Source organism: Collinsella aerofaciens (assembly GCF_015555045.1).
In the GTDB taxonomy this organism is placed as follows: domain Bacteria; phylum Actinomycetota; class Coriobacteriia; order Coriobacteriales; family Coriobacteriaceae; genus Collinsella; species Collinsella aerofaciens_W.
Genome location: NZ_JADNJQ010000020.1, coordinates 23,054 through 40,719 on the forward strand (window position 1 = coordinate 23,054; position 17,666 = coordinate 40,719).

The window sequence follows — 17,666 nt, forward strand, 5'->3', positions numbered from 1 at the left end:
AGGGATGATTCTATGTTCTGCTCGCAGTGTGGCGCCCCCATGGGCGATAACGACAAGTTCTGCGGCGTGTGTGGTGCTCCTAATGCCGGTGCCGCTGGCCCCGCTCCCCAGGGACAGCCTCAGCCCCAGCAGTTTGTTCCGCAACCGCCCGTGGCGAATGCGCCAAAGGGCTGTGTGGCTCAGGCGTTCCAAGATATGACTAAGACTCCGGGCGTGCTTCAGCGTGTATGCCAAATCGCGTTTTTGCCGGCGCTGATTTGCGTTGTGTCGGTGCTCGTGTTGTTTATTCCCGTTATTGGCGGCATTGCAGCTGCCATCGGCTTTTTGGCAGCTTGCATTGCGAGCGTGTGCGGTTCCGGCTTTGGTATCGAGTGGGGCCGTGATCTGTCGCTCAAGGTCGATGACGGCATGGACCGTCCGCTCATGCGTTCCACGTCGTTTGGTCTCGGAGTCTTTTCGAGCGTTATTTCGATCGTGCTCGAGGTTATCGCTGCCATTCCCGTTATCGGTGTAGTGCTTTCGCTGGTGGAGGGCGTGGCGCTTGGTGCCGCAGGCTCGTACTCCTACTATGGCTCCTATGCGCTCGAGGCTGCGCTGTTCGGTTCGCTCGGCCTGCTTGTCCTGGCGCTGATTGCCTCGGCGATTCTGGGTGTCTTCTTTAAGATGTTCGCCGACATCGCCGTGATGCACTTTGCGGTGACCGGTCGCGTCGAGAGCGCGTTTTCGCTCGATAAGGTCTGGGCGGCCTTTAAGCACAACAAGACCAAGCTGTTCTGCGCTTCGTTCCTTCCCGAGTTTTTGACGGGCCTGGTCGCCAATGTTGTCACATGGATCTTGACGGTCGTCTTTGGCGCCATTGCCTCTGTCGGTATGTATAGCTACTACTATCGTCCTACGGGTATTGAGGCAATTGTTACCGGCGGTGGCGTCACGCTCGTGCTGTTCCTGGTGCTGGTTGCTTTCGTCACCGTATTTCTTACGGTCTTTGGCAAGATGCTCAAGCACCGTGCCGTTGGCTATTGGGTCGCACGCTAAGCAAGCGAATGGGCCGATGAGGATAAGGACGACGTCCTGACTTTTGCATTGCCCTTCGAGAAGAAGTCCGCTGCTTCGGGTTACAGCGCTCCGGATGCTTCGCCGGCACCTGCACCCGCTCCCGCGACCGAGCCTGCGCCTGAGCCTGAGCCTGAGCCTGAGCCGGCACCTGCACCTGAGTCGGCGTCCGAGCCAAGCTCCGACGAGGAACCTCAGGACGAGTAGCCATGCCGTCTGCCATTTGGGGACGGGGTAGAAATAGTAGAAATAGCGCTTGAAGAATGAGCGGGGGCGGACGTGTCGAAACGTCCGCCCCCGCTTTGACATCGCGATGTGGCTATGACTGCGAGATGCCAGCGAATCGATTACTCGTCGTGCTTCTCCTCACGGCGTGCAGCAGCGCGTGCGTCGTGGATGCCCTTGATCGCGGCATGGCGAGCCGTTCGGGCATCATGGATGGCGTCGCGAGCCTCTGCAGTCGTCGCCTTGGCAGAGCGCAACTTGGCGGCCAGATCGGGGTTGGTTTCGGCGACCGCGGTAATCGCGGGGCCGTCGAGCTCCTCTTGCGTGGGCTCGGCCAAAAAGTCGATAGCATACTGGGCGGCCACCATGGAGCCCTTTGCCAGCACGGTCTCGTCGATCTTGTAGAAGCAGGAATGTTGGGCGTACGTGGCGCCAATCTTGGGGTTGCGCGTACCTACAAAGGCGAGCACGCCCGGTACGCGACGCAGGTACTCCGAAAAATCCTCGCCCGAAAGCGTGCCGCGATAATGGCCTTGGCCGGTGGGGCCCAGGCACTTGATTACAGCCTGACGGCAGCGCTCGCTCGAGGCGGCGTCGTTTTCGACCTTGTAGTTGGCGATGGTGTAGTCGGTGAGCTCTGCCTCGGCGCCCAGAGCTGCCGCGGTATGCTCCACGATGCGGCGCATGAGCTCCGGCATTTCCTCATGCGTCTTGTCGCCATAGGTGCGCACCGTGCCGGCGAGGTACGCCGTGCCGGCGATAACGTTGCGCGCGGTGCCGCCGTGCAGCTCGCCGACGGTGATGACGGCGGGTTCGTAGGGGCTAATCTCGCGCGAGACGATGGTCTGCAGGGCGTTGACAATCTCGGCGGCAACCATAACGGCGTCGTGGCCGCGCTGGGGCATGGCGCCATGGCACGAGGTGCCGCGAACGTCGATGCGGAACCAGTCGGTGTTTGCCATGCGTGGGCCGGGCTCGCAGCTTACGGTGCCGGCGTCGACCTCGCTCCAGATGTGCGCGGCGTAGGCGCCGTCGACGCCGTCGAGCACACCCGTGCCAATCATGAGTTTGGCGCCCTGGCCGTTTTCCTCGCTGGGCTGGAATACGATGCGAATCTCGCCGTGGATGTCATCGGTCATGTGGCGCAGAATCTGCAGCGTGCCGAGCATCATGGCGATATGGCAGTCGTGACCGCAGGCGTGCATGCAGCCCTCGTTGACGCTGGCGAACTCCTCGCCGGTCTGTTCGGTGACGGGCAGGGCGTCGATGTCGGCGCGCAGCAGGATGCGGCGGCGTGGCGTGCCGTCCTCGCGATAGGCGTCGGGCGCGGTGCCGCGAAGGGTCGCCACAAGGCCCGTCTTGAGCGGACGCTCGTAGGGGATATTCATGGCGTCGAGCTGGTTGGCGATGTCGGAGGTCGTGCGCTCCTCGGCGAGGCTCAGCTCCGGGTGCTTATGGAAGTGCCGGCGCTGCTTGATGATATATGGTTCAAACTCGGTAGCGATATCTTGGATGGCCGCGGTGACGTCGTCAGCCGCGCGAGCCTCGGTCGCCGCCATAATCTGCTGTGCCTTGGTCTTCGTCATGGTCGATTTGCTCCTTGCTGGGTTGATCGCAAAATCGTACAGGCTCTCTCCAGTATGCCACCTGCCGCTAGGGCTGGTAAAGTTGCCGTTTGCCGCTTGGGGTTTTGTTACAAGGGCGGGGGAGTACACTCGGGGGTGTTGAATTTCCTGCCAGAGATGGGGATGCCCATGCAACATATCGATCGGATTATCCGCTCCAAGAACGTCTTTACCGCGCAAGACGGCATCGATACCACCCGCGAGCTGGCGATTGCCATCGCAGGCGACCGTATCGTCGCAGTCGGTGCGCCCGATGACGTGATCGCCGCCGCGCCTGCCGCCACGCCGGTTCTCGACTACGGCGAGCAGTTTGTCTGCCCCGGTTTCCATGACGCTCATCTGCACTTCTTCCATACCTCGGTCGGTTCCTCGCCGTACATGCTCATGGATATGGGCACGTCCGAGGCGGCGCTGGTGCAACATGCGCTCGAGTTTTCCCAGGACCTGCCCGACGACGCTTGGGTTGTGACGCAGGGCTGGCGCGACTACCGTTGGGACCCGCCCGAGCATCCTACCAAGGCGTCGCTCGATGCGGCATTCCCCGATCGTCCCTGCGTTATGTACTCGGGCGACGGGCACACGCTGTGGCTCAACAGCCGCGCACTCGATGCGCTCGGCGTCACACGCGACAGCGAGCCGCCGGCGGGCGGCAGCTACGACAAGGACGCAAACGGCGAACTCACGGGCATTGCTCACGAGGCGGCTGCCATGCAGCTGCTGCCGCGCTGCCTTGAGTGGCTGGGGGAGGATCGCATTGCAAGCGCTTACGCCGATCAAATGAGGCGTATGGCCGAGCAGGGCATCACCTCGATATGCGATATGTCGCTCATGCCCATGCCGGGCTGCGATTTTATCCGCGACGACGTCTACGACAAACTGCAGGCAGCCGGCAAGTTGGGCATCCGAGCCCATCTGTTCCCCACGCTGCTGGATGACCAGTCGCGCTTGGAAGAGCTGCAGGCACGTTACGCGAACAATGTGCTGCTCTCGGCGCCTGGTTTTAAGCAGTTCTTCGACGGCGTGTCGAGCGAACACACGGCATATCTCACCGAGCCCTATACCAACCCGCGCTTCCCGGGCGATCAAGGTCGCCTGACGGTTCCTGCCGAGCGCATGCGCAAGCTGGTTCTGGCGGCTGCGGAGCGTGGCCACACTGTGCGTATTCACGTCATCGGCGACGGTGCGATTCATGCCGCGCTGGATATCTTCGAGGAAGCGGCCGACCTGTACGGCCTGCCCCAGCACGGCCATAACACGCTCGAGCACCTGGAGAACCTCCTGCCCAAGGACATCGATCGCTTGCGCAAGCTCAACGTGGTTGCTTCGAGCCAGCCCTGTCACATTACACTCGACCCGGGTGGACCGGAGCGCGATCTGGGCCTGGAGCGCAGCCGCATCATGTGGCCGTTTGCGACCTATAAGCAGCGCGGCATTCGCCAAGCCTTCGGTACCGACAGCCCTATCACAGCTGTTACCAGCATGAACGTGCTCTACACGGCTATCACGCGCCAGGACCCCAAAAGCCACTGGCCCGAGGGCGGCTGGTTACCGAGCGAGCGCATCGATGCGGCAACGGCCCTGCGCAACTACACCCTGGGTAGCGCTTATGCAGCGGGCGACGAGCAAAACCTCGGCAGCTTGGAGCCCGGCAAGTATGCCGACCTGGTAGTCCTGGACCAAAACCCGCTCACCATCGACCCCCAAGAGCTCCAGGCTACCAAGGTTCAGACCACCTACCTGGCAGGTAACTTGATTTACGAGCGCTAAGTATTCATGCCGTACCGTTAAGCGCGGCTCGGGCAGCCTTTTTGGGATAGCGCTCGAGCCGCGTTTGCGTTTTGGTGGGGATCCGCCATGAGCGTCCCTGCTCTGTTGGATTTGGGTGCGGGGCGGAGGTGCTGCTGCCCCGCGCTCAATTTGGACACCAGCAATGCTATCTCTTGGTGTTTTGCATACTTCCCATTACAGATTGCATAAAAAGGCTGGGATGTCCTTCCTGATCCTGATGTACCCCCGCCCGTGCCGTGCAAAAAACGGAGTATTCAGCACCGCGAGCTCTGCCGGTGCCGCTGCGGCTGAGTAACGTTGCGGAGATTGACGTCATTTTGGGCTCCGGTACGGCGCGAAGCATGCCTTTTTGTCCTGGCGGGGTTTGCCTGCCGACTCAAATCGCCGGTCGAAGGCGTCCTTGGGACCAATATGGTGTGTCCGGCGTGTATGCAGCCGTCCTGGCTTGCTGAATACTCCCAAAAATGCACAGTGCTCCCCAGGGGACCCGTGCACGCAACGAAAACCATGCCCATGTCGCTATCCGCATCGCCATTTTGCTGCACTGACTTTTCTGAATGCCGGGCTCGAATTAGTTAACCTGCCTCCCGTGTGGCTCCGGAGGGGCGGGGCATAAGGTTTATCGCGAGTTCCGCACGAGCCGAAGGCCACTTAATGTGGCCTTCGTGCGAGCAGGACTGCCCGAGCAGGAAACCTTATGCCCCGCCCCTCCGGAGCCACACGGGAGCCACCGCTAAGTTATCCCCCGGCATTCAGAAAATCTAAGTGCCAAAAAATAAGATTTTTTGACTCCGTGTTGTATAACCCGCCATTCGTGGGTACCATTCAACGCGTACGCAAACAAAAAGGGTTAATTCGCGTGGTATAACCGCGCGGCCCAAAAAGGAGGAGACAAGCATGTCGTCTTTGAAGCCGCTTGCAGATCGTGTTCTGGTCAAGCCCGACGAGGCCGAGCAGAAGACCGCTTCTGGTCTGTACATCGCCAGCAACGCTCAGGAGAAGCCGCAGCGCGGCACCATCGTTGCCGTTGGCGCCGGTAAGGTCAACGACAAGGGCGAGCGCATCCCCATGGACGTTCAGGTCGGCGACGTTGTCATCTACGGTAAGTTCGGTGGCAACGAGGTCAAGGTCGACGGCGAGAAGTATCTGCTGATGCGCGCCGACGACATCTACGCCGTCGTCGAGGCCTAGTCTCGTCAGAATCTCTGATTCGTCTTTGAACGCGTCCGCCGTATAAGACTCGGAAGCGGCGACGCGAGTCACATTTCTTTTGGAGGATTACCTACCATGGCAAAGAACATTACGTTCAACACCGATGCCCGCGCTAAGCTTGCCAAGGGCGTCAACACTCTGGCCGACGCCGTTACCGTTACCATGGGCCCCAAGGGTCGCTACGTTGCGCTGCAGCGCACGTTCGGTGCCCCGACCATCACCAACGACGGCGTTTCCGTCGCTAAGGAGATCGAGCTCGAGGACAACATCGAGAACATGGGCGCTCAGCTGGTGAAGGAGGTCGCCACCAAGACCAACGACACCGTGGGTGACGGCACCACCACCGCAACCCTGCTCGCCCAGGCCATCGTCAACGACGGCTTGCGCAACGTCGCCGCTGGCGCCAACCCGCTGGCCATCCGTCGCGGCATCGACAAGGCCGTCAACGCCGCCGTCGCCGAGATGAAGAAGCAGGCCAAGCCGGTCGAGACCAAGGAGCAGATTGCTTCCGTCGGTACCATCTCTGCCGGTGACCCCGAGGTCGGCGAGAAGATCGCCGAGGCCATGGAGGTCGTGGGCAAGGACGGCGTCATCACCGTCGAGGATTCCCAGACGTTCGACATCACCATCGACACCGTCGAGGGCATGCAGTTCGACAAGGGCTATGTCTCCGCTTACTTCGTCACGGATAACGACCGCATGGAGGCCGTGATGAAGGATCCGTACATCCTCATCACCGACCAGAAGATCTCCAGCGTTCAGGACATCATGCCCGTTCTCGAGGCTGTCCAGCGCGCCGGCCGTGGCCTGCTCATCATCGCTGAGGACATCGACGGCGAGGCCCTGCCCACCCTCGTCCTCAACAAGATCCGCGGCGCCCTCAACGTCTGCGCCGTCAAGGCTCCGGGCTACGGCGATCGCCGCAAGCGCATCCTCGAGGACATCGCCGTTCTCACCGGTGGTCAGGCTGCTCTGGACGAGCTGGGCGTGAAGGTCGCTGACATCACCGCCGATATGCTCGGTACCGCTAAGTCCGTCACCATCTCCAAGGACAACACCGTCGTCGTCGGCGGCGCTGGCTCTAAGGAGGCCATCGACGCCCGCATCGCTCAGATCAAGGGCGAGATGGAGAACACCACCTCTGACTTCGACCGCGAGAAGCTCCAGGAGCGCCTGGCCAAGCTCTCCGGTGGCGTTGCCGTCATCAAGGTCGGCGCTGCTACCGAGTCCGAGCTCAAGGAGATCAAGCACCGCGTCGAGGACGCCCTGCAGGCTACCCGCGCTGCTGTCGAGGAGGGCATCGTCGCCGGCGGCGGCGTCGCCTTCATGGACGCTGCTCCTGCGCTCGACGCTGTTGAGATCGACGACCCCGAGGAGAAGATCGGCGTCGATATCGTCAAGAAGGCTCTGACCGCTCCGGTCGCTACCATCGCCAAGAACGCTGGCTTTGAGGGCGCCGTCGTGGTCGACAAGGTTGCCGAGCTGCCCGCCGGCCAGGGTCTCAACTCTGCCAACGGCGAGTGGGGCGACATGATTGAGATGGGCGTCCTCGACCCCGTCAAGGTCAGCCGCGTCACCCTGCAGAATGCTGCTTCTGTCGCCAGCCTGATCCTTATCACCGAGGCCACCGTCTCCGATGTGCCCAAGAACACTCAGCTTGAGGATGCTATCGCTGCTGCCACCGCTGGTCAGCAGGGCGGCGGTATGTACTAAGGCCGACAAGGTCTAGAACTCCCACCGGGAATCCGGGGGCGGGACGGGGGTTTCTCTCCGGAACGTCCTCGGACATGCAAAGAGGCTCCGCATCGCGCTTCGCGCTGCGGAGCCTCTTTGCGTCCTGCGGAATGTTCCGGAGAGAAGCCCCCGTCACGCCCCCGGATTCCCTGCGTTTACGGCCTTGAGGTCGGCGTGGGCGGAGATCGTGGCTGATGGGGATACGTGTCCCGGTCGCTGTTTCGCGGCTTTGCCGCGAAAGGCGCGTTACTTTGGGATGGGTGGGGAATGTGGCTGTTGCGGCAACTGGTCCCCGCCATAAATTACCCTTGGCATACTTGCGCGAAAACCTGCCCGTGCTACACTTGCAATTGCTGTTTCAGGGCGGGGTGAAATTCCCCACTGGCGGTAAATCGGGCGGTGTCAAAGGGACGCCGTGGCGCAGGCGAGATGTCTGTGACCGAGCCGATGAGTCCGCGACCCGTGTGTGCGTTGGTTCGCATGCCGGCCGAACTGGTGAGATTCCAGTACCAACGGTTAGAGTCCGGATGAAAGAGGCAGGTGATCTTATGTCTGAACAGTCGCAGCATATCCATTTTGAGAACACGAATAGGTGGAGCACCAAACAGCTCGTTACCATGGCGTTGATGTGCGCCTTGGGCGCCCTGTTTATGTACGTGCAGCTGCCTATCCTTCCTTCGGCGCCGTTTTTGACCTACGACCCGTCGCTGGTGCCGGCGATGGTGTGCGGGTTTGCGTACGGCCCTGGTGCCGGCACCGCTGTTGCCGCCATGGCGATCGTTATCCATGCGCTTACCACGGGCGATTGGGTCGGTGCGCTTATGAACCTGGTGGCTACGCTGGGCTATATTCTGCCCGCGGCGATCGTCTACCAAAAGATGCACACCTACAAGGGCGCCGTGATTGGTCTGGCGCTGGGCGTTATTGCCGCTACGGCGCTTTCTATGGTTGCGAATCTGACCATTGGCGTTTGGTTCTGGTATGGCTCGGCCGATGTGATTCTGCCGCTCATGCTTCCCGCCGTTTTACCGTTTAACCTCATCAAGACCGTGCTCAACTCGGTGTTGACGCTGGCGGTGTATAAGGCAGTCTCCAACCTCATCACGCCTAAAAAGGACCAGGTCAAAGGCCGCGCATGATTGAGTGTCGGGGCGTTTCCTTTAGCTATGACGGTGCTGCACTGGCGCTCGATGGCATCGATCTGAACATCGAGGATGGCGAGTTTTTCTGCATCCTCGGCGGAAACGGGTCGGGCAAGTCGACGTTTGCCAAGCATTTGAACGCGCTGCTGCAGCCCGATACGGGAACGGTGTGCGTCAACGGCATGGACGCGTCCGATCCCGAGCTGGTTTACGATATCCGCTCGACTGCGGGCATGGTGTTCCAGAATCCCGACGACCAGCTTGTGGCGACGCTTGTCGAGGACGATGTTGCGTTTGGTCCCGAGAACTTAGGGGTCGAATCGGCCCAGATCGCGCAGCGCGTGCGCGAGGCGCTGAAGGCCGTGGGTCTGGTGGGCTTTGAGCGCCACGAGACCCACGCTCTCTCGGGCGGACAAAAGCAGCGCGTGGCGCTTGCCGGCGTGCTCGCCATGGAGCCGCGCGTGCTCATTTTGGACGAGGCGTCCTCGATGCTCGATCCGCGCGGGCGCAAGGGCCTTATGAAGGCCTGTCACGCGCTGCACGAACGCGGCATGACCATCGTGATGATTACGCACTTTATGGAAGAGGCCGCCGAGGCCGATCGAGTCGCGGTGTTTCGGGCGGGGCGCGTTGCCATGTTGGGCACGCCCGATGAAATCTTGACGCAGGCGGACGAACTCGCGCGGCTGAACCTGGATATGCCGGCATCGTGCTGTCTTGGCAGGGCGCTTCGTGCGAAGGGCGTGCCCGTTCACGCGCAGGTGCGCGAGGCGGATATGGTTGCCGAGGTTGCGCAGGCCTATACCGAGCGAAGTGAGGCGGGCACCGCGGGGCAGTCTTCCGCATCCCAGTCGGAAATCGCTGACGGCGCTGTTCCGGCAGACAATGAGGACAACGCGTCAGAGCCCGTCATCGAGATTTCGCACCTTTCGTATAGCTATTCGCTGAGCGCCCGCGAGCGTCGCCGTTGGCACAAGCGTTCAGCCGTCGAGGGCGCATCGAACAAGCAGACCCTCTGGGGCAACGACCCTAGCAGCCCTTGGGCGTTGCGTGATGTGTCGCTAACGGTGTGTCGTGGCGAGTTCCTGGGCCTTGCGGGCCATACCGGTTCGGGTAAATCGACGCTGGTTCAGCATCTCAACGGCCTGATTCGTCCCCAGGAGGGTTCTGTTTATGCGCTGGGGCTCGACCTTTCAAGCAAGAAAGATGCCGCCGCGGTTAAGGCAAAGGTCGGCGTGGTGTTTCAGTATCCAGAGCGTCAGCTGTTTGCCGAGACCGTGGCACAGGACGTGGCATTTGGTCCGCATAACCTTGGCTTGTCACAGGCCGAGGTTGCCCGCCGCGTTGCGTCATCGCTCGCGCGCGTAGGCCTCGACCTGGCCACGGTGGGCGACAAGAGCCCCTTTGAACTTTCGGGCGGGCAGCAGCGGCGCGTGGCGTTTGCTGGTGTGCTTGCCATGGAGCCCGAGGTCCTGGTACTCGATGAGCCCATGGCGGGGCTCGATCCGGCGGCGCGCGGTGATTTCTTGGAGCTCATCGATCGACTTCACCGCGATGGCCTGACCGTCGTCATGGTTTCGCACAGCATGGATGACCTGGCCAATTGCTGCGACCGTATCGTCGTAATGAACAAAGGTGCGGTGTTTGCCGAGGGCACGCCCGCTCAGGTGTTTGCGCATGCGGATGAGCTCAAGTCGATCGGCTTGGGTGTTCCCGCTGCCCAGCGCATGGCGCTGGCGCTTGCGAAGGCGGGCGTGCCGCTGCGCTTTGACGGCCTCTATACGGTTGAGTCGTTGGCAGTCGAACTGTCAGACTTGCTGCTCGGTTGTGCGGATGGTCCTTCGGGCGCTTCGCATCGGGCCGATTCCAGTGCGTCCGCGCGAGAGGAGGGCTGCTAATGGAGGCGTTTTCGTTTGGCAGCTACTATCCCGGCGATAGTGTGATCCACCGCCTGGATCCGCGCACCAAGCTGCTCCTGGGCTTTGTGTTTTTAATCACAACGCTGACCGTCGGCGGCTTCCGTGGACTGGCCCCTGTCGCAATTTTCGTCGTGCTGGTCTATTCCATGGCCCGGGTGCCGTTGCGCCGGGTCCTATCATCGATGGCGCCGCTGCTGGCAATCGTCGTCGTGGTCGCGGTGCTCAACTTGTTTACCGATCAGAGTGGGCGCATCCTGTGGCAGCTCGGCTTTCTGCAGATAAGCGAGGGCTCACTGCGTTCTGCCGCCTTTATGGCGTGCCGCCTGACGTTGATGATGGCCGGCATGAGCGCCATTACACTCACCACGCCGACGCTCGACCTCACCGCGGGCTTTGAGCGCCTGCTCGCGCCGTTTGCGCGTGTGGGACTTCCTGCGCACGAGCTCGGCATGATCATGGGTATCGCGTTGCGCTTTATGCCGCAGTTCGCCACAGAGATGAAACAGACGGCCGATGCGCAGGCAAGTCGCGGAGCGCGCGTAACGGGCGGTCCGCTCGGTGGCGTACGCATGCTCGGCAGTGTGGCGATCCCGCTGTTCACCGGCGTGTTCCGCCATGCCGAGACGCTGTCTGCTGCCATGGATGCACGCTGCTATCACGGCGAGCAGGGCCGCACGCGCCTGCATGCGCTTGCATTTCGCCGCGGGGACGCGCTGGCTGCGGTGGTGACGACGCTGCTGCTCATCTGCGTTATCGTCATCAATCTTCAACTTGTTTAGGCGCGATTCGAGCGCAGGAAAGGGGTCCCTATGACCGACAACGACCGCACAGCTCAGCTTGAGCGCGCCTGTTCGTATCTCAGGCGCATTCCGGCGTGGTATCTGGCCACGACCGATGCAAGCGACGGGCATCAGCCTCGCGTGAGGCCGTTTTCGTTTGCTATGGTCGATGACGGTAAGCTGTGGTTTTGCACATCGCGCGACAAGGATGTGTGGGCGGAGCTGAGTGCGAATCCCAAGTTTGAGCTCTCGGGCTGGAAGCCGGGGGAGTGTTGGATCGTGTTGACCGGCGAGGCCGCACTTGAGGACGACGCAGTTGCGAGCGACAAGGTGCGTCAAGCAGGCTTTAAGCACATGGTGGGCATTGGCGAGGAACACGAGAGTGCCAACGATGGCCGCCTTGCTTTCTTTTCGGTCCGCAACATTGCCGCGCGGTTCTGCGATATCGACGGCAGCGAAGAGCGCCTGGAGCTCTAGCTCGCGCAAACCAGGCTCCCAAACTAGCTAGTACAGGAGGAAACGTGAACGGATTGAATACGGTGCTGGAGTACCTGACGTCGGTGCCGGCGTGGTATCTGGCGACGAGCGTGGACGGGCAGCCACATGTGCGTCCGTTCTCGTTTGCACAGATTCAGGACGGCAAACTGTGGTTTGCAACGGCGCGCACCAAAGATGTGTGGCAGGAGCTGCTGCAAAATCAGCGCTTTGAGGCCACGAGTTGGTGGCCGGGCCATGGCTGGCTCATCTTGCGCGGGCGTGCCGGCTTGGATGACCGGGCTTTAGACGAAATGCGCGAAGCCGGGTGGAAGCATCTAGAGCGCCTGGGCGAGCACTATGAGGGGCCTAACGACCCCACGCTCGTCTTCTTTAGCGTCGAGGATCCCGAGGCTTTTATCTGCAATCACGACGAATGGGTGCCGGTCGAGCTCTAGCCAGCTGGCTCATCCTAACAACTTGGTTTTCGCATGGGCGGGCCCCGTATTGCCCGGCGCCGTTAGGAGCGCCGGTCAATACGGGGCCCGCTCCATTTGTCAATTCCTTCAAGCGAATGTGTCGGGAATGTTTCAATGCATGAATATGCAAGCCATTTACGTGTTCATGCATCTTTTGGTGCTAAAGTTTCAACCCACTTCATAACGACCGCTGCGAAATGCGCATCGGTGCATAAATCGCAGACAAGGAGTCTGATATGTCTTTGAAGGTTGGAATCGTCGGCGCGGCTGGATATGCCGGCGCCGAGCTTATTCGCCTCGTGCTCGGCCATCCCGAGTTTGAACTTGTTGCCATTACGTCCAACGCCGATGCCGGCCAGCCGCTGTTCGCGGTGTATCCGAGCTTTGCTGGCGTGAGCGATCTGGTTTTCACCACGCATGACGCCCCCGAGCTTAAATCCTGCGACGCCGTCTTCTTGGCCGTGCCGCATACCGCGGCCATGGCTCAGGTGCCCGCCCTGCTTGCCGCGGGAGTCTCCTGCATTGACCTCTCGGCCGACTATCGCCTGAGCGATCCGGCCACCTTTGAGGCCTGGTATGCCGCCGAGCACACGAGCCCCGAGCTACTCAAGACACGTGCCTTCGGCCTGCCCGAGCTGTTCTGCCAGGACTTGGAGACCGCTGCTTCCAGCCATGCCGCCGGAAAGCCCGTTTTGGTCGCCTGCGCCGGCTGCTATCCCACCGCAACGAGCCTTGCTGCCGCTCCTGCCGTGCGTGCGGGCTGGGTGGCAGAGAACGGCCCCGTGATTGTCGATGCCATTAGCGGCGTGACGGGCGCCGGTAAGTCCTGCAACGCCCGCACCCACTTTTGCAGCGCGGACGAGAACCTGGAAGCCTATGGCGTAGGCAAACATCGCCATACGCCCGAGATCGAGCAGATCCTGGGCCTGACCGACCGCGTCGTCTTTACTCCACACTTGGCACCGCTCAAGCGCGGCCTGCTTTCCACGGTGACGATGCCGCTTGCGCCGCAGGCCATCGACTCCCTGGCTCTTGAGGATGTCGTCGACTATTACAAGCAGTTTTACGCTGGACGCACCTTTGTGCGCGTGCTCGATGCCGGCCAGCAGCCCAAGACGGCTTCGGTCGTCGGCACCAACGCCGCCCAGATTGGCCTTGCGTTCAACAAGCGCGCGGGCGTGCTGGTGGCGACGGGCGCCATCGACAATCTGTGCAAGGGCGCTGCGGGCCAAGCGGTCCAGTGCGCCAATATCGTCTTTGGCTTTGACGAGCGACGAGGCTTGCCCACAGTGGCGTGCCCGGTGTAGCACATTCGATTGTTAACGATTTGGTAGTCGGGCATCGAGTGGGGCGCCACTCTTAAGCTGGTCTCATGATCACGACTGGCATGGCGCACCAACCGATGTCCGTTTTTTGTTTGACATAAGGAGTCATAAAGACGATGAATGCTGAGCAGTTCGATATCAAAATTCGTGCCGTAGAGGGCGGCGTAACGGCGGCAGCCGGCTTTAAGGCGGCGGGAATCCATGCCGGATTCCGCAAGAATCCCGAGCGTCTGGATTACGCGCTCGTCGTGCCCGATAAACCCTGTCCCGGTGCCGGCGTGTTTACTACCAATCGCTTTTGCGCGGCGCCCGTGCAAGTGAGCCGTGCCAACCTGGGCGGTGCCGACAAGGGTTACGGTATCATCGCCGGCGTTTCGGTCAACTCTGGCAATGCCAACGCCGCCACGGGTGAGACCGGCCTTGCATGCGCGCGCGAGACGTGCAGCATCGCATCGCAGGTCATCGGCTGCGAGCCCCAGCAGATTCTGGTTGCCTCCACGGGCGTGATTGGCCAGATTCTGCCGATCGACACGTTTGAGACCGCCATTCCTGCTGCCTACGAGGCGCTCTCCGCCCACGGTGGCGCCGATGCCGCTCGCGCCATCATGACGACTGACACGCACTCCAAGGAGTACGCCGTGTCCTATGTCAGCGAGGCTGCGGGTCATGCGGGCAATGTCTATACGGTAGGCGGAATGTGCAAGGGCTCGGGCATGATCATGCCCAATATGGCCACCATGATCGCGGTCATTACTACCGATGCCCCCGTCGAGCCTGCGGCACTTCATGCCCTGCTGCTCTCGACCGTCAAGCAGACCTTTAACAAGGTAACGGTCGATTCCGACACCTCGACCAACGACACCTGCATCATGCTTGCCTCCGGCGCCGCTGCCGCAGATGCCGAGCCTATCGTCGAGGGCTCCGATGCCTTTGGCGAGTTGGCATTTGCCGTGCACGAGGTGTGCGAGAGCCTGGCGCGCAATATCGCCGCCGATGGTGAGGGCGCATCCAAGCTTGTTACGGTCAACGTTACCGGCGCCGTGAACGACGAGGAAGCCGATATCGCCGCCCGTGCCGTTGCCAACTCGCCGCTCGTTAAGACCTGCATCGCCGGCCACGACTGCAACTGGGGCCGTGTTGCTATGGCGCTTGGCAAGTGCGGCGTGAAGTTTAATCAGGAAGACGTTTCCATCGACATGATGGGCATGCCTGTCTGTCGCGACGGTCTGACTGTTCCCTTTGATGAGGACGAGGCTCTACGACGTTTCGAGGCGCCCGAGATCGTGATCTCGGCCGACCTGGGCGCAGGCGACGCGGCAACGACCGTGTGGACCTGCGACCTCACGCATGAGTACATCTCCATCAACGGCGACTACCGTTCCTAGATTCCGGGCACGCTGCGCATCTTGCCGCGATTGCGGACAGCGGAGCACGGCGCGATAACGATACGAAAGACGAGGCAGATTATGAAATTCGCACGCGATTGTCGTTCGAGCGAATCCAACGAAGCAACCGCGCAGCTGCTGTTCGAAGCGCTGCCGTGGATTAAGAACCTGACCGGCAAGACGGTTGTTATCAAATATGGCGGAGCCGCCATGGTTGATGAGCAGCTGCGCCGCGACGTGATGAGCGACATCGTTTTGCTCAAGATCATCGGTATGCGCCCCGTCATCGTGCACGGCGGCGGCAAGGCTATCAACGAGGCGCTGAGCCATTACGATATTCCCGTCGAGTTTAAGAACGGCCAGCGCGTGACCACGCCGGCGACTATGGATATCGTGCGCGAGGTGCTGGGCGGCAAGGTTAACCAGGAGCTGGTTGCTGCCATCAACCACCACGGCAACCTGGCCGTGGGCGTGTCGGGCAGCGATGCCGGCACGCTCATCGCCGAGCCGCTCGACCCCGAGCTCGGTCGCGTGGGCAAAGTGACGCACGTCAACACCGACTATATCGAGCGCTTACTCGATAGCGAGTACATCCCCGTCATCGCTACCGTCGCGGCGGGGGAGGACAGCGGTTTCTTCAACATCAACGCCGACACCGCCGCCGGTGCCGTTGCCGCGGAGCTCCACGCGCATAAGGCGATCTTTTTGACCGATGTCGATGGCCTGTACAGGGACTTTAGCGACAAGGACTCGCTTATCTCCAACCTAACGCTCGACGAGGTTAACGAAATGCTCTACGGCGGCGAGGTCGATAAGGGCATGATTCCCAAGCTGCGCGCGGCCGTCGATGCGCTTACCGGCGGCGTATTTCGTGCCCACATCATTAACGGTACTACGCCGCATTCGCTGCTCCTGGAGCTGCTGACCGATGCCGGCGTCGGCACCGTGATCCATTCCACCGAGACGGCTTACGAGTTCGATACGCATCCGCATCCGCTTTCGACGTTTGCTGCGCGTCTGACCGAAAACCTTGACGAGGTCGAGAAGCTTCAGACGGTCTAGCTGACCCGCAGCCGCCCCATTCCTGCACCCATAGCCCCGCGCCGTCTGGCGCCCAACGAAAGGCATCCCATGTCACTTGCAGCTCAGCAATCGCTTGAATCCCATTACGTTATGCATACCTTTGGCCGCTCTCCGGTCGAGTTTGTCGAGGGTCACGGCATGAAGCTCACCGGCGACGATGGCCGTGAGTACCTCGACTTTCTTGCCGGCATCGGCGTGTGCAGCCTAGGTCATGGCAACCTGGCTGTGCTCTCGGCGCTCGAGGCACAGACCAAAAAGCTCATGCATGTTTCCAATTACTTCTACATCGAGCAGCGTGGACAGGTCGCGGCGCTGCTGTCCAAGCTTGCTAACGACGACGTAGATGGTGCGCGCGTGCTTGCCGATGCCATTGCCGCCGGCGATGAGACCACGGCAGCTGCTCTTGGTGCCCCGGCTGCGGATGAGCAGGTTTGGGAGACCTTCTTTGCCAACTCTGGCGCCGAGGCCAACGAGGGCTCGATGAAGCTCGCGCGCCTGTACGCCAAGCGTGCCGGTAATGGCGGCAACACCATCGTGTGCATGCGCGGCGGCTTCCACGGCCGTACGCTCGAGACCATTGCCGCCACCATGCAGGATTGGCTGCAGGACAGCTTCCGTCCGCTGCCGGGTGGCTTTGTGGCCTGCACGCCCAACGATGTGGACGAGCTGCGTGCGATCTTTAAGCAGCTGGGGAGCGAGATTTGTGCCGTGATGCTCGAGCCGATCCAGGGTGAGAGTGGTGTGCACCCCATGACCGAGGAGTTTATGGCGGCAGCGCGCGACCTGGCACACGAAGTGGGAGCCGTGCTTATCGCCGACGAGGTCCAGTGCGGCATCTTCCGCTCCGGCAAGCCGTTTGCATTCCAAACCTATGGTGTGGAGCCCGACATCATGAGCCTTGCCAAGGGCATTGCCGATGGCGTGCCCATGGGTGCCGTCGTGGCAAAGAAGGAGATTGCCGACGTGTTTAAGCCAGGCGACCACGGCTCGACCTTTGGCGGTAGCTGCTTGGCCGTCGCGGCGTGCGCCGCGACGCTCTCCGCGCTTGTGCGCGGCGATTATGCCGACCATGCTGCCAAGGTGGGTGCCTATATGGAGGCAAAGCTCGCCAAGCTGCCGCACGTGACCGAGGTACGTGGTCGCGGCTTGATGCTCGGCTGTGATTTGGATGATGCCGCGGGCGACGCGCATGATGTTGTTGCCCGCGCGCTGGCCGCCGGTGCCGTAATCAACGCTACGGGTGCCCATACGCTGCGTTTCCTGCCGCCACTCGTCTGCGAGGAAGCCGACGTGGACAACCTGATCGAGATTTTGTCGGACGTTTTGGCCTAACACGGCGCAATAACTCAATTTGGACCGGGTCCCGGGTCGCGCGCGCAGACGTGGTGTAAGAGTGTCCTGAGGTCCGTCGCTGCAAGTCCCGATGTTACTCCTTCTTGAGAC

At 61.4% G+C, this 17,666-nt stretch carries 14 protein-coding genes and 1 riboswitch; of the genes, 13 read left to right on the forward strand and 1 reads right to left on the reverse strand.

Annotation, left to right across the window (positions count from 1 at the left end; genetic code table 11):
• The first annotated feature begins 12 nt into the window (after positions 1-12).
• Positions 13-1,035 carry a zinc-ribbon domain-containing protein gene (locus I2E45_RS07390; RefSeq protein WP_195445348.1) on the forward strand — a complete coding sequence of 341 codons (1,023 nt, stop codon included), beginning with the start codon at positions 13-15 and terminating at the stop codon, positions 1,033-1,035.
• A gap of 365 nt (positions 1,036-1,400) precedes the next feature.
• Here I2E45_RS07390 and I2E45_RS07395 read toward each other — a convergent pair whose 3' ends face one another.
• Positions 1,401-2,864, reverse strand: coding sequence for a M20 family metallopeptidase (locus I2E45_RS07395; protein WP_195445350.1), 1,464 nt, complete (start codon positions 2,862-2,864; stop codon positions 1,401-1,403).
• Positions 2,865-3,026: 162 nt separating this feature from the next.
• On the opposite strand from I2E45_RS07395, the gene I2E45_RS07400 reads away from it, so the two are divergent.
• From I2E45_RS07400 to I2E45_RS07455, 12 genes are all read left to right on the forward strand, one after another.
• On the forward strand, positions 3,027-4,670 hold the full coding sequence (locus I2E45_RS07400; protein WP_229058881.1) for an amidohydrolase: 1,644 nt from the start codon (positions 3,027-3,029) through the stop codon (positions 4,668-4,670).
• 918 nt (positions 4,671-5,588) lie between these two features.
• Positions 5,589-5,882, forward strand: a complete 294-nt coding sequence (groES, locus tag I2E45_RS07405) for a co-chaperone GroES (RefSeq protein ID WP_040358989.1) — start codon at positions 5,589-5,591, stop codon at positions 5,880-5,882.
• 96 nt (positions 5,883-5,978) lie between these two features.
• Positions 5,979-7,616 carry a chaperonin GroEL gene (gene groL / locus I2E45_RS07410; protein WP_006234938.1) on the forward strand — a complete coding sequence of 546 codons (1,638 nt, stop codon included), beginning with the start codon at positions 5,979-5,981 and terminating at the stop codon, positions 7,614-7,616.
• 371 nt (positions 7,617-7,987) lie between these two features.
• A riboswitch (FMN riboswitch) is annotated at positions 7,988-8,180 on the forward strand.
• A gap of 5 nt (positions 8,181-8,185) precedes the next feature.
• Entirely contained in the window at positions 8,186-8,776 is a 591-nt protein-coding gene (locus I2E45_RS07415) for an ECF transporter S component (protein ID WP_040358991.1), read from the forward strand.
• Positions 8,773-10,677 (forward strand): energy-coupling factor transporter ATPase, encoded by a 1,905-nt coding sequence (locus I2E45_RS07420; protein ID WP_195445352.1) that lies wholly within the window; start codon positions 8,773-8,775, stop codon positions 10,675-10,677. The genes I2E45_RS07415 and I2E45_RS07420 overlap by 4 nt, the downstream gene beginning before the upstream one ends.
• A complete protein-coding gene (locus I2E45_RS07425; RefSeq protein WP_195445353.1) occupies positions 10,677-11,477 on the forward strand; it encodes an energy-coupling factor transporter transmembrane component T family protein in 801 nt (266 codons plus the stop codon). Before I2E45_RS07420 ends, I2E45_RS07425 begins: the two co-directional genes overlap by 1 nt.
• 30 nt (positions 11,478-11,507) lie before the next feature.
• The gene (locus tag I2E45_RS07430; RefSeq protein WP_118272931.1) at positions 11,508-11,954 is read left to right on the forward strand and encodes a pyridoxamine 5'-phosphate oxidase family protein; all 447 of its coding nucleotides are present in this window, start codon (positions 11,508-11,510) and stop codon (positions 11,952-11,954) included.
• Between the two features lie 44 nt (positions 11,955-11,998).
• Positions 11,999-12,409: a pyridoxamine 5'-phosphate oxidase family protein gene (locus tag I2E45_RS07435; RefSeq protein WP_195445355.1), complete on the forward strand. Its 411-nt coding sequence runs from the start codon at positions 11,999-12,001 to the stop codon at positions 12,407-12,409.
• Between the two features lie 257 nt (positions 12,410-12,666).
• Positions 12,667-13,737: an N-acetyl-gamma-glutamyl-phosphate reductase gene (gene argC / locus I2E45_RS07440; protein ID WP_195445357.1), complete on the forward strand. Its 1,071-nt coding sequence runs from the start codon at positions 12,667-12,669 to the stop codon at positions 13,735-13,737.
• A gap of 134 nt (positions 13,738-13,871) precedes the next feature.
• Positions 13,872-15,140: a bifunctional glutamate N-acetyltransferase/amino-acid acetyltransferase ArgJ gene (gene argJ, locus I2E45_RS07445; protein WP_195445359.1), complete on the forward strand. Its 1,269-nt coding sequence runs from the start codon at positions 13,872-13,874 to the stop codon at positions 15,138-15,140.
• Positions 15,141-15,221: 81 nt separating this feature from the next.
• Positions 15,222-16,202, forward strand: coding sequence for an acetylglutamate kinase (gene argB, locus I2E45_RS07450; protein ID WP_195445361.1), 981 nt, complete (start codon positions 15,222-15,224; stop codon positions 16,200-16,202).
• Between the two features lie 69 nt (positions 16,203-16,271).
• On the forward strand, positions 16,272-17,555 hold the full coding sequence (locus I2E45_RS07455) for an aspartate aminotransferase family protein (RefSeq protein WP_195445363.1): 1,284 nt from the start codon (positions 16,272-16,274) through the stop codon (positions 17,553-17,555).
• Positions 17,556-17,666: the final 111 nt, after the last annotated feature.

What these genes read in the sequence shown, in the direction of transcription:
- I2E45_RS07430 (WP_118272931.1), top strand. Translation starts at nt 11,508, where the DNA reads ATGACCGACAACGACCGCACAGCTCAGCTTGAGCGCGCCTGTTCGTAT.
- I2E45_RS07390 (WP_195445348.1), top strand. Translation starts at nt 13, where the DNA reads ATGTTCTGCTCGCAGTGTGGCGCCCCCATGGGCGATAACGACAAGTTC.
- I2E45_RS07425 (WP_195445353.1), top strand. Translation starts at nt 10,677, where the DNA reads ATGGAGGCGTTTTCGTTTGGCAGCTACTATCCCGGCGATAGTGTGATC.
- groES (WP_040358989.1), top strand. Translation starts at nt 5,589, where the DNA reads ATGTCGTCTTTGAAGCCGCTTGCAGATCGTGTTCTGGTCAAGCCCGAC.
- I2E45_RS07395 (WP_195445350.1), bottom strand. Translation starts at nt 2,864, where the DNA reads ATGACGAAGACCAAGGCACAGCAGATTATGGCGGCGACCGAGGCTCGC.
- argC (WP_195445357.1), top strand. Translation starts at nt 12,667, where the DNA reads ATGTCTTTGAAGGTTGGAATCGTCGGCGCGGCTGGATATGCCGGCGCC.
- I2E45_RS07455 (WP_195445363.1), top strand. Translation starts at nt 16,272, where the DNA reads ATGTCACTTGCAGCTCAGCAATCGCTTGAATCCCATTACGTTATGCAT.
- I2E45_RS07420 (WP_195445352.1), top strand. Translation starts at nt 8,773, where the DNA reads ATGATTGAGTGTCGGGGCGTTTCCTTTAGCTATGACGGTGCTGCACTG.
- argB (WP_195445361.1), top strand. Translation starts at nt 15,222, where the DNA reads ATGAAATTCGCACGCGATTGTCGTTCGAGCGAATCCAACGAAGCAACC.
- I2E45_RS07400 (WP_229058881.1), top strand. Translation starts at nt 3,027, where the DNA reads ATGCCCATGCAACATATCGATCGGATTATCCGCTCCAAGAACGTCTTT.
- argJ (WP_195445359.1), top strand. Translation starts at nt 13,872, where the DNA reads ATGAATGCTGAGCAGTTCGATATCAAAATTCGTGCCGTAGAGGGCGGC.
- groL (WP_006234938.1), top strand. Translation starts at nt 5,979, where the DNA reads ATGGCAAAGAACATTACGTTCAACACCGATGCCCGCGCTAAGCTTGCC.
- I2E45_RS07415 (WP_040358991.1), top strand. Translation starts at nt 8,186, where the DNA reads ATGTCTGAACAGTCGCAGCATATCCATTTTGAGAACACGAATAGGTGG.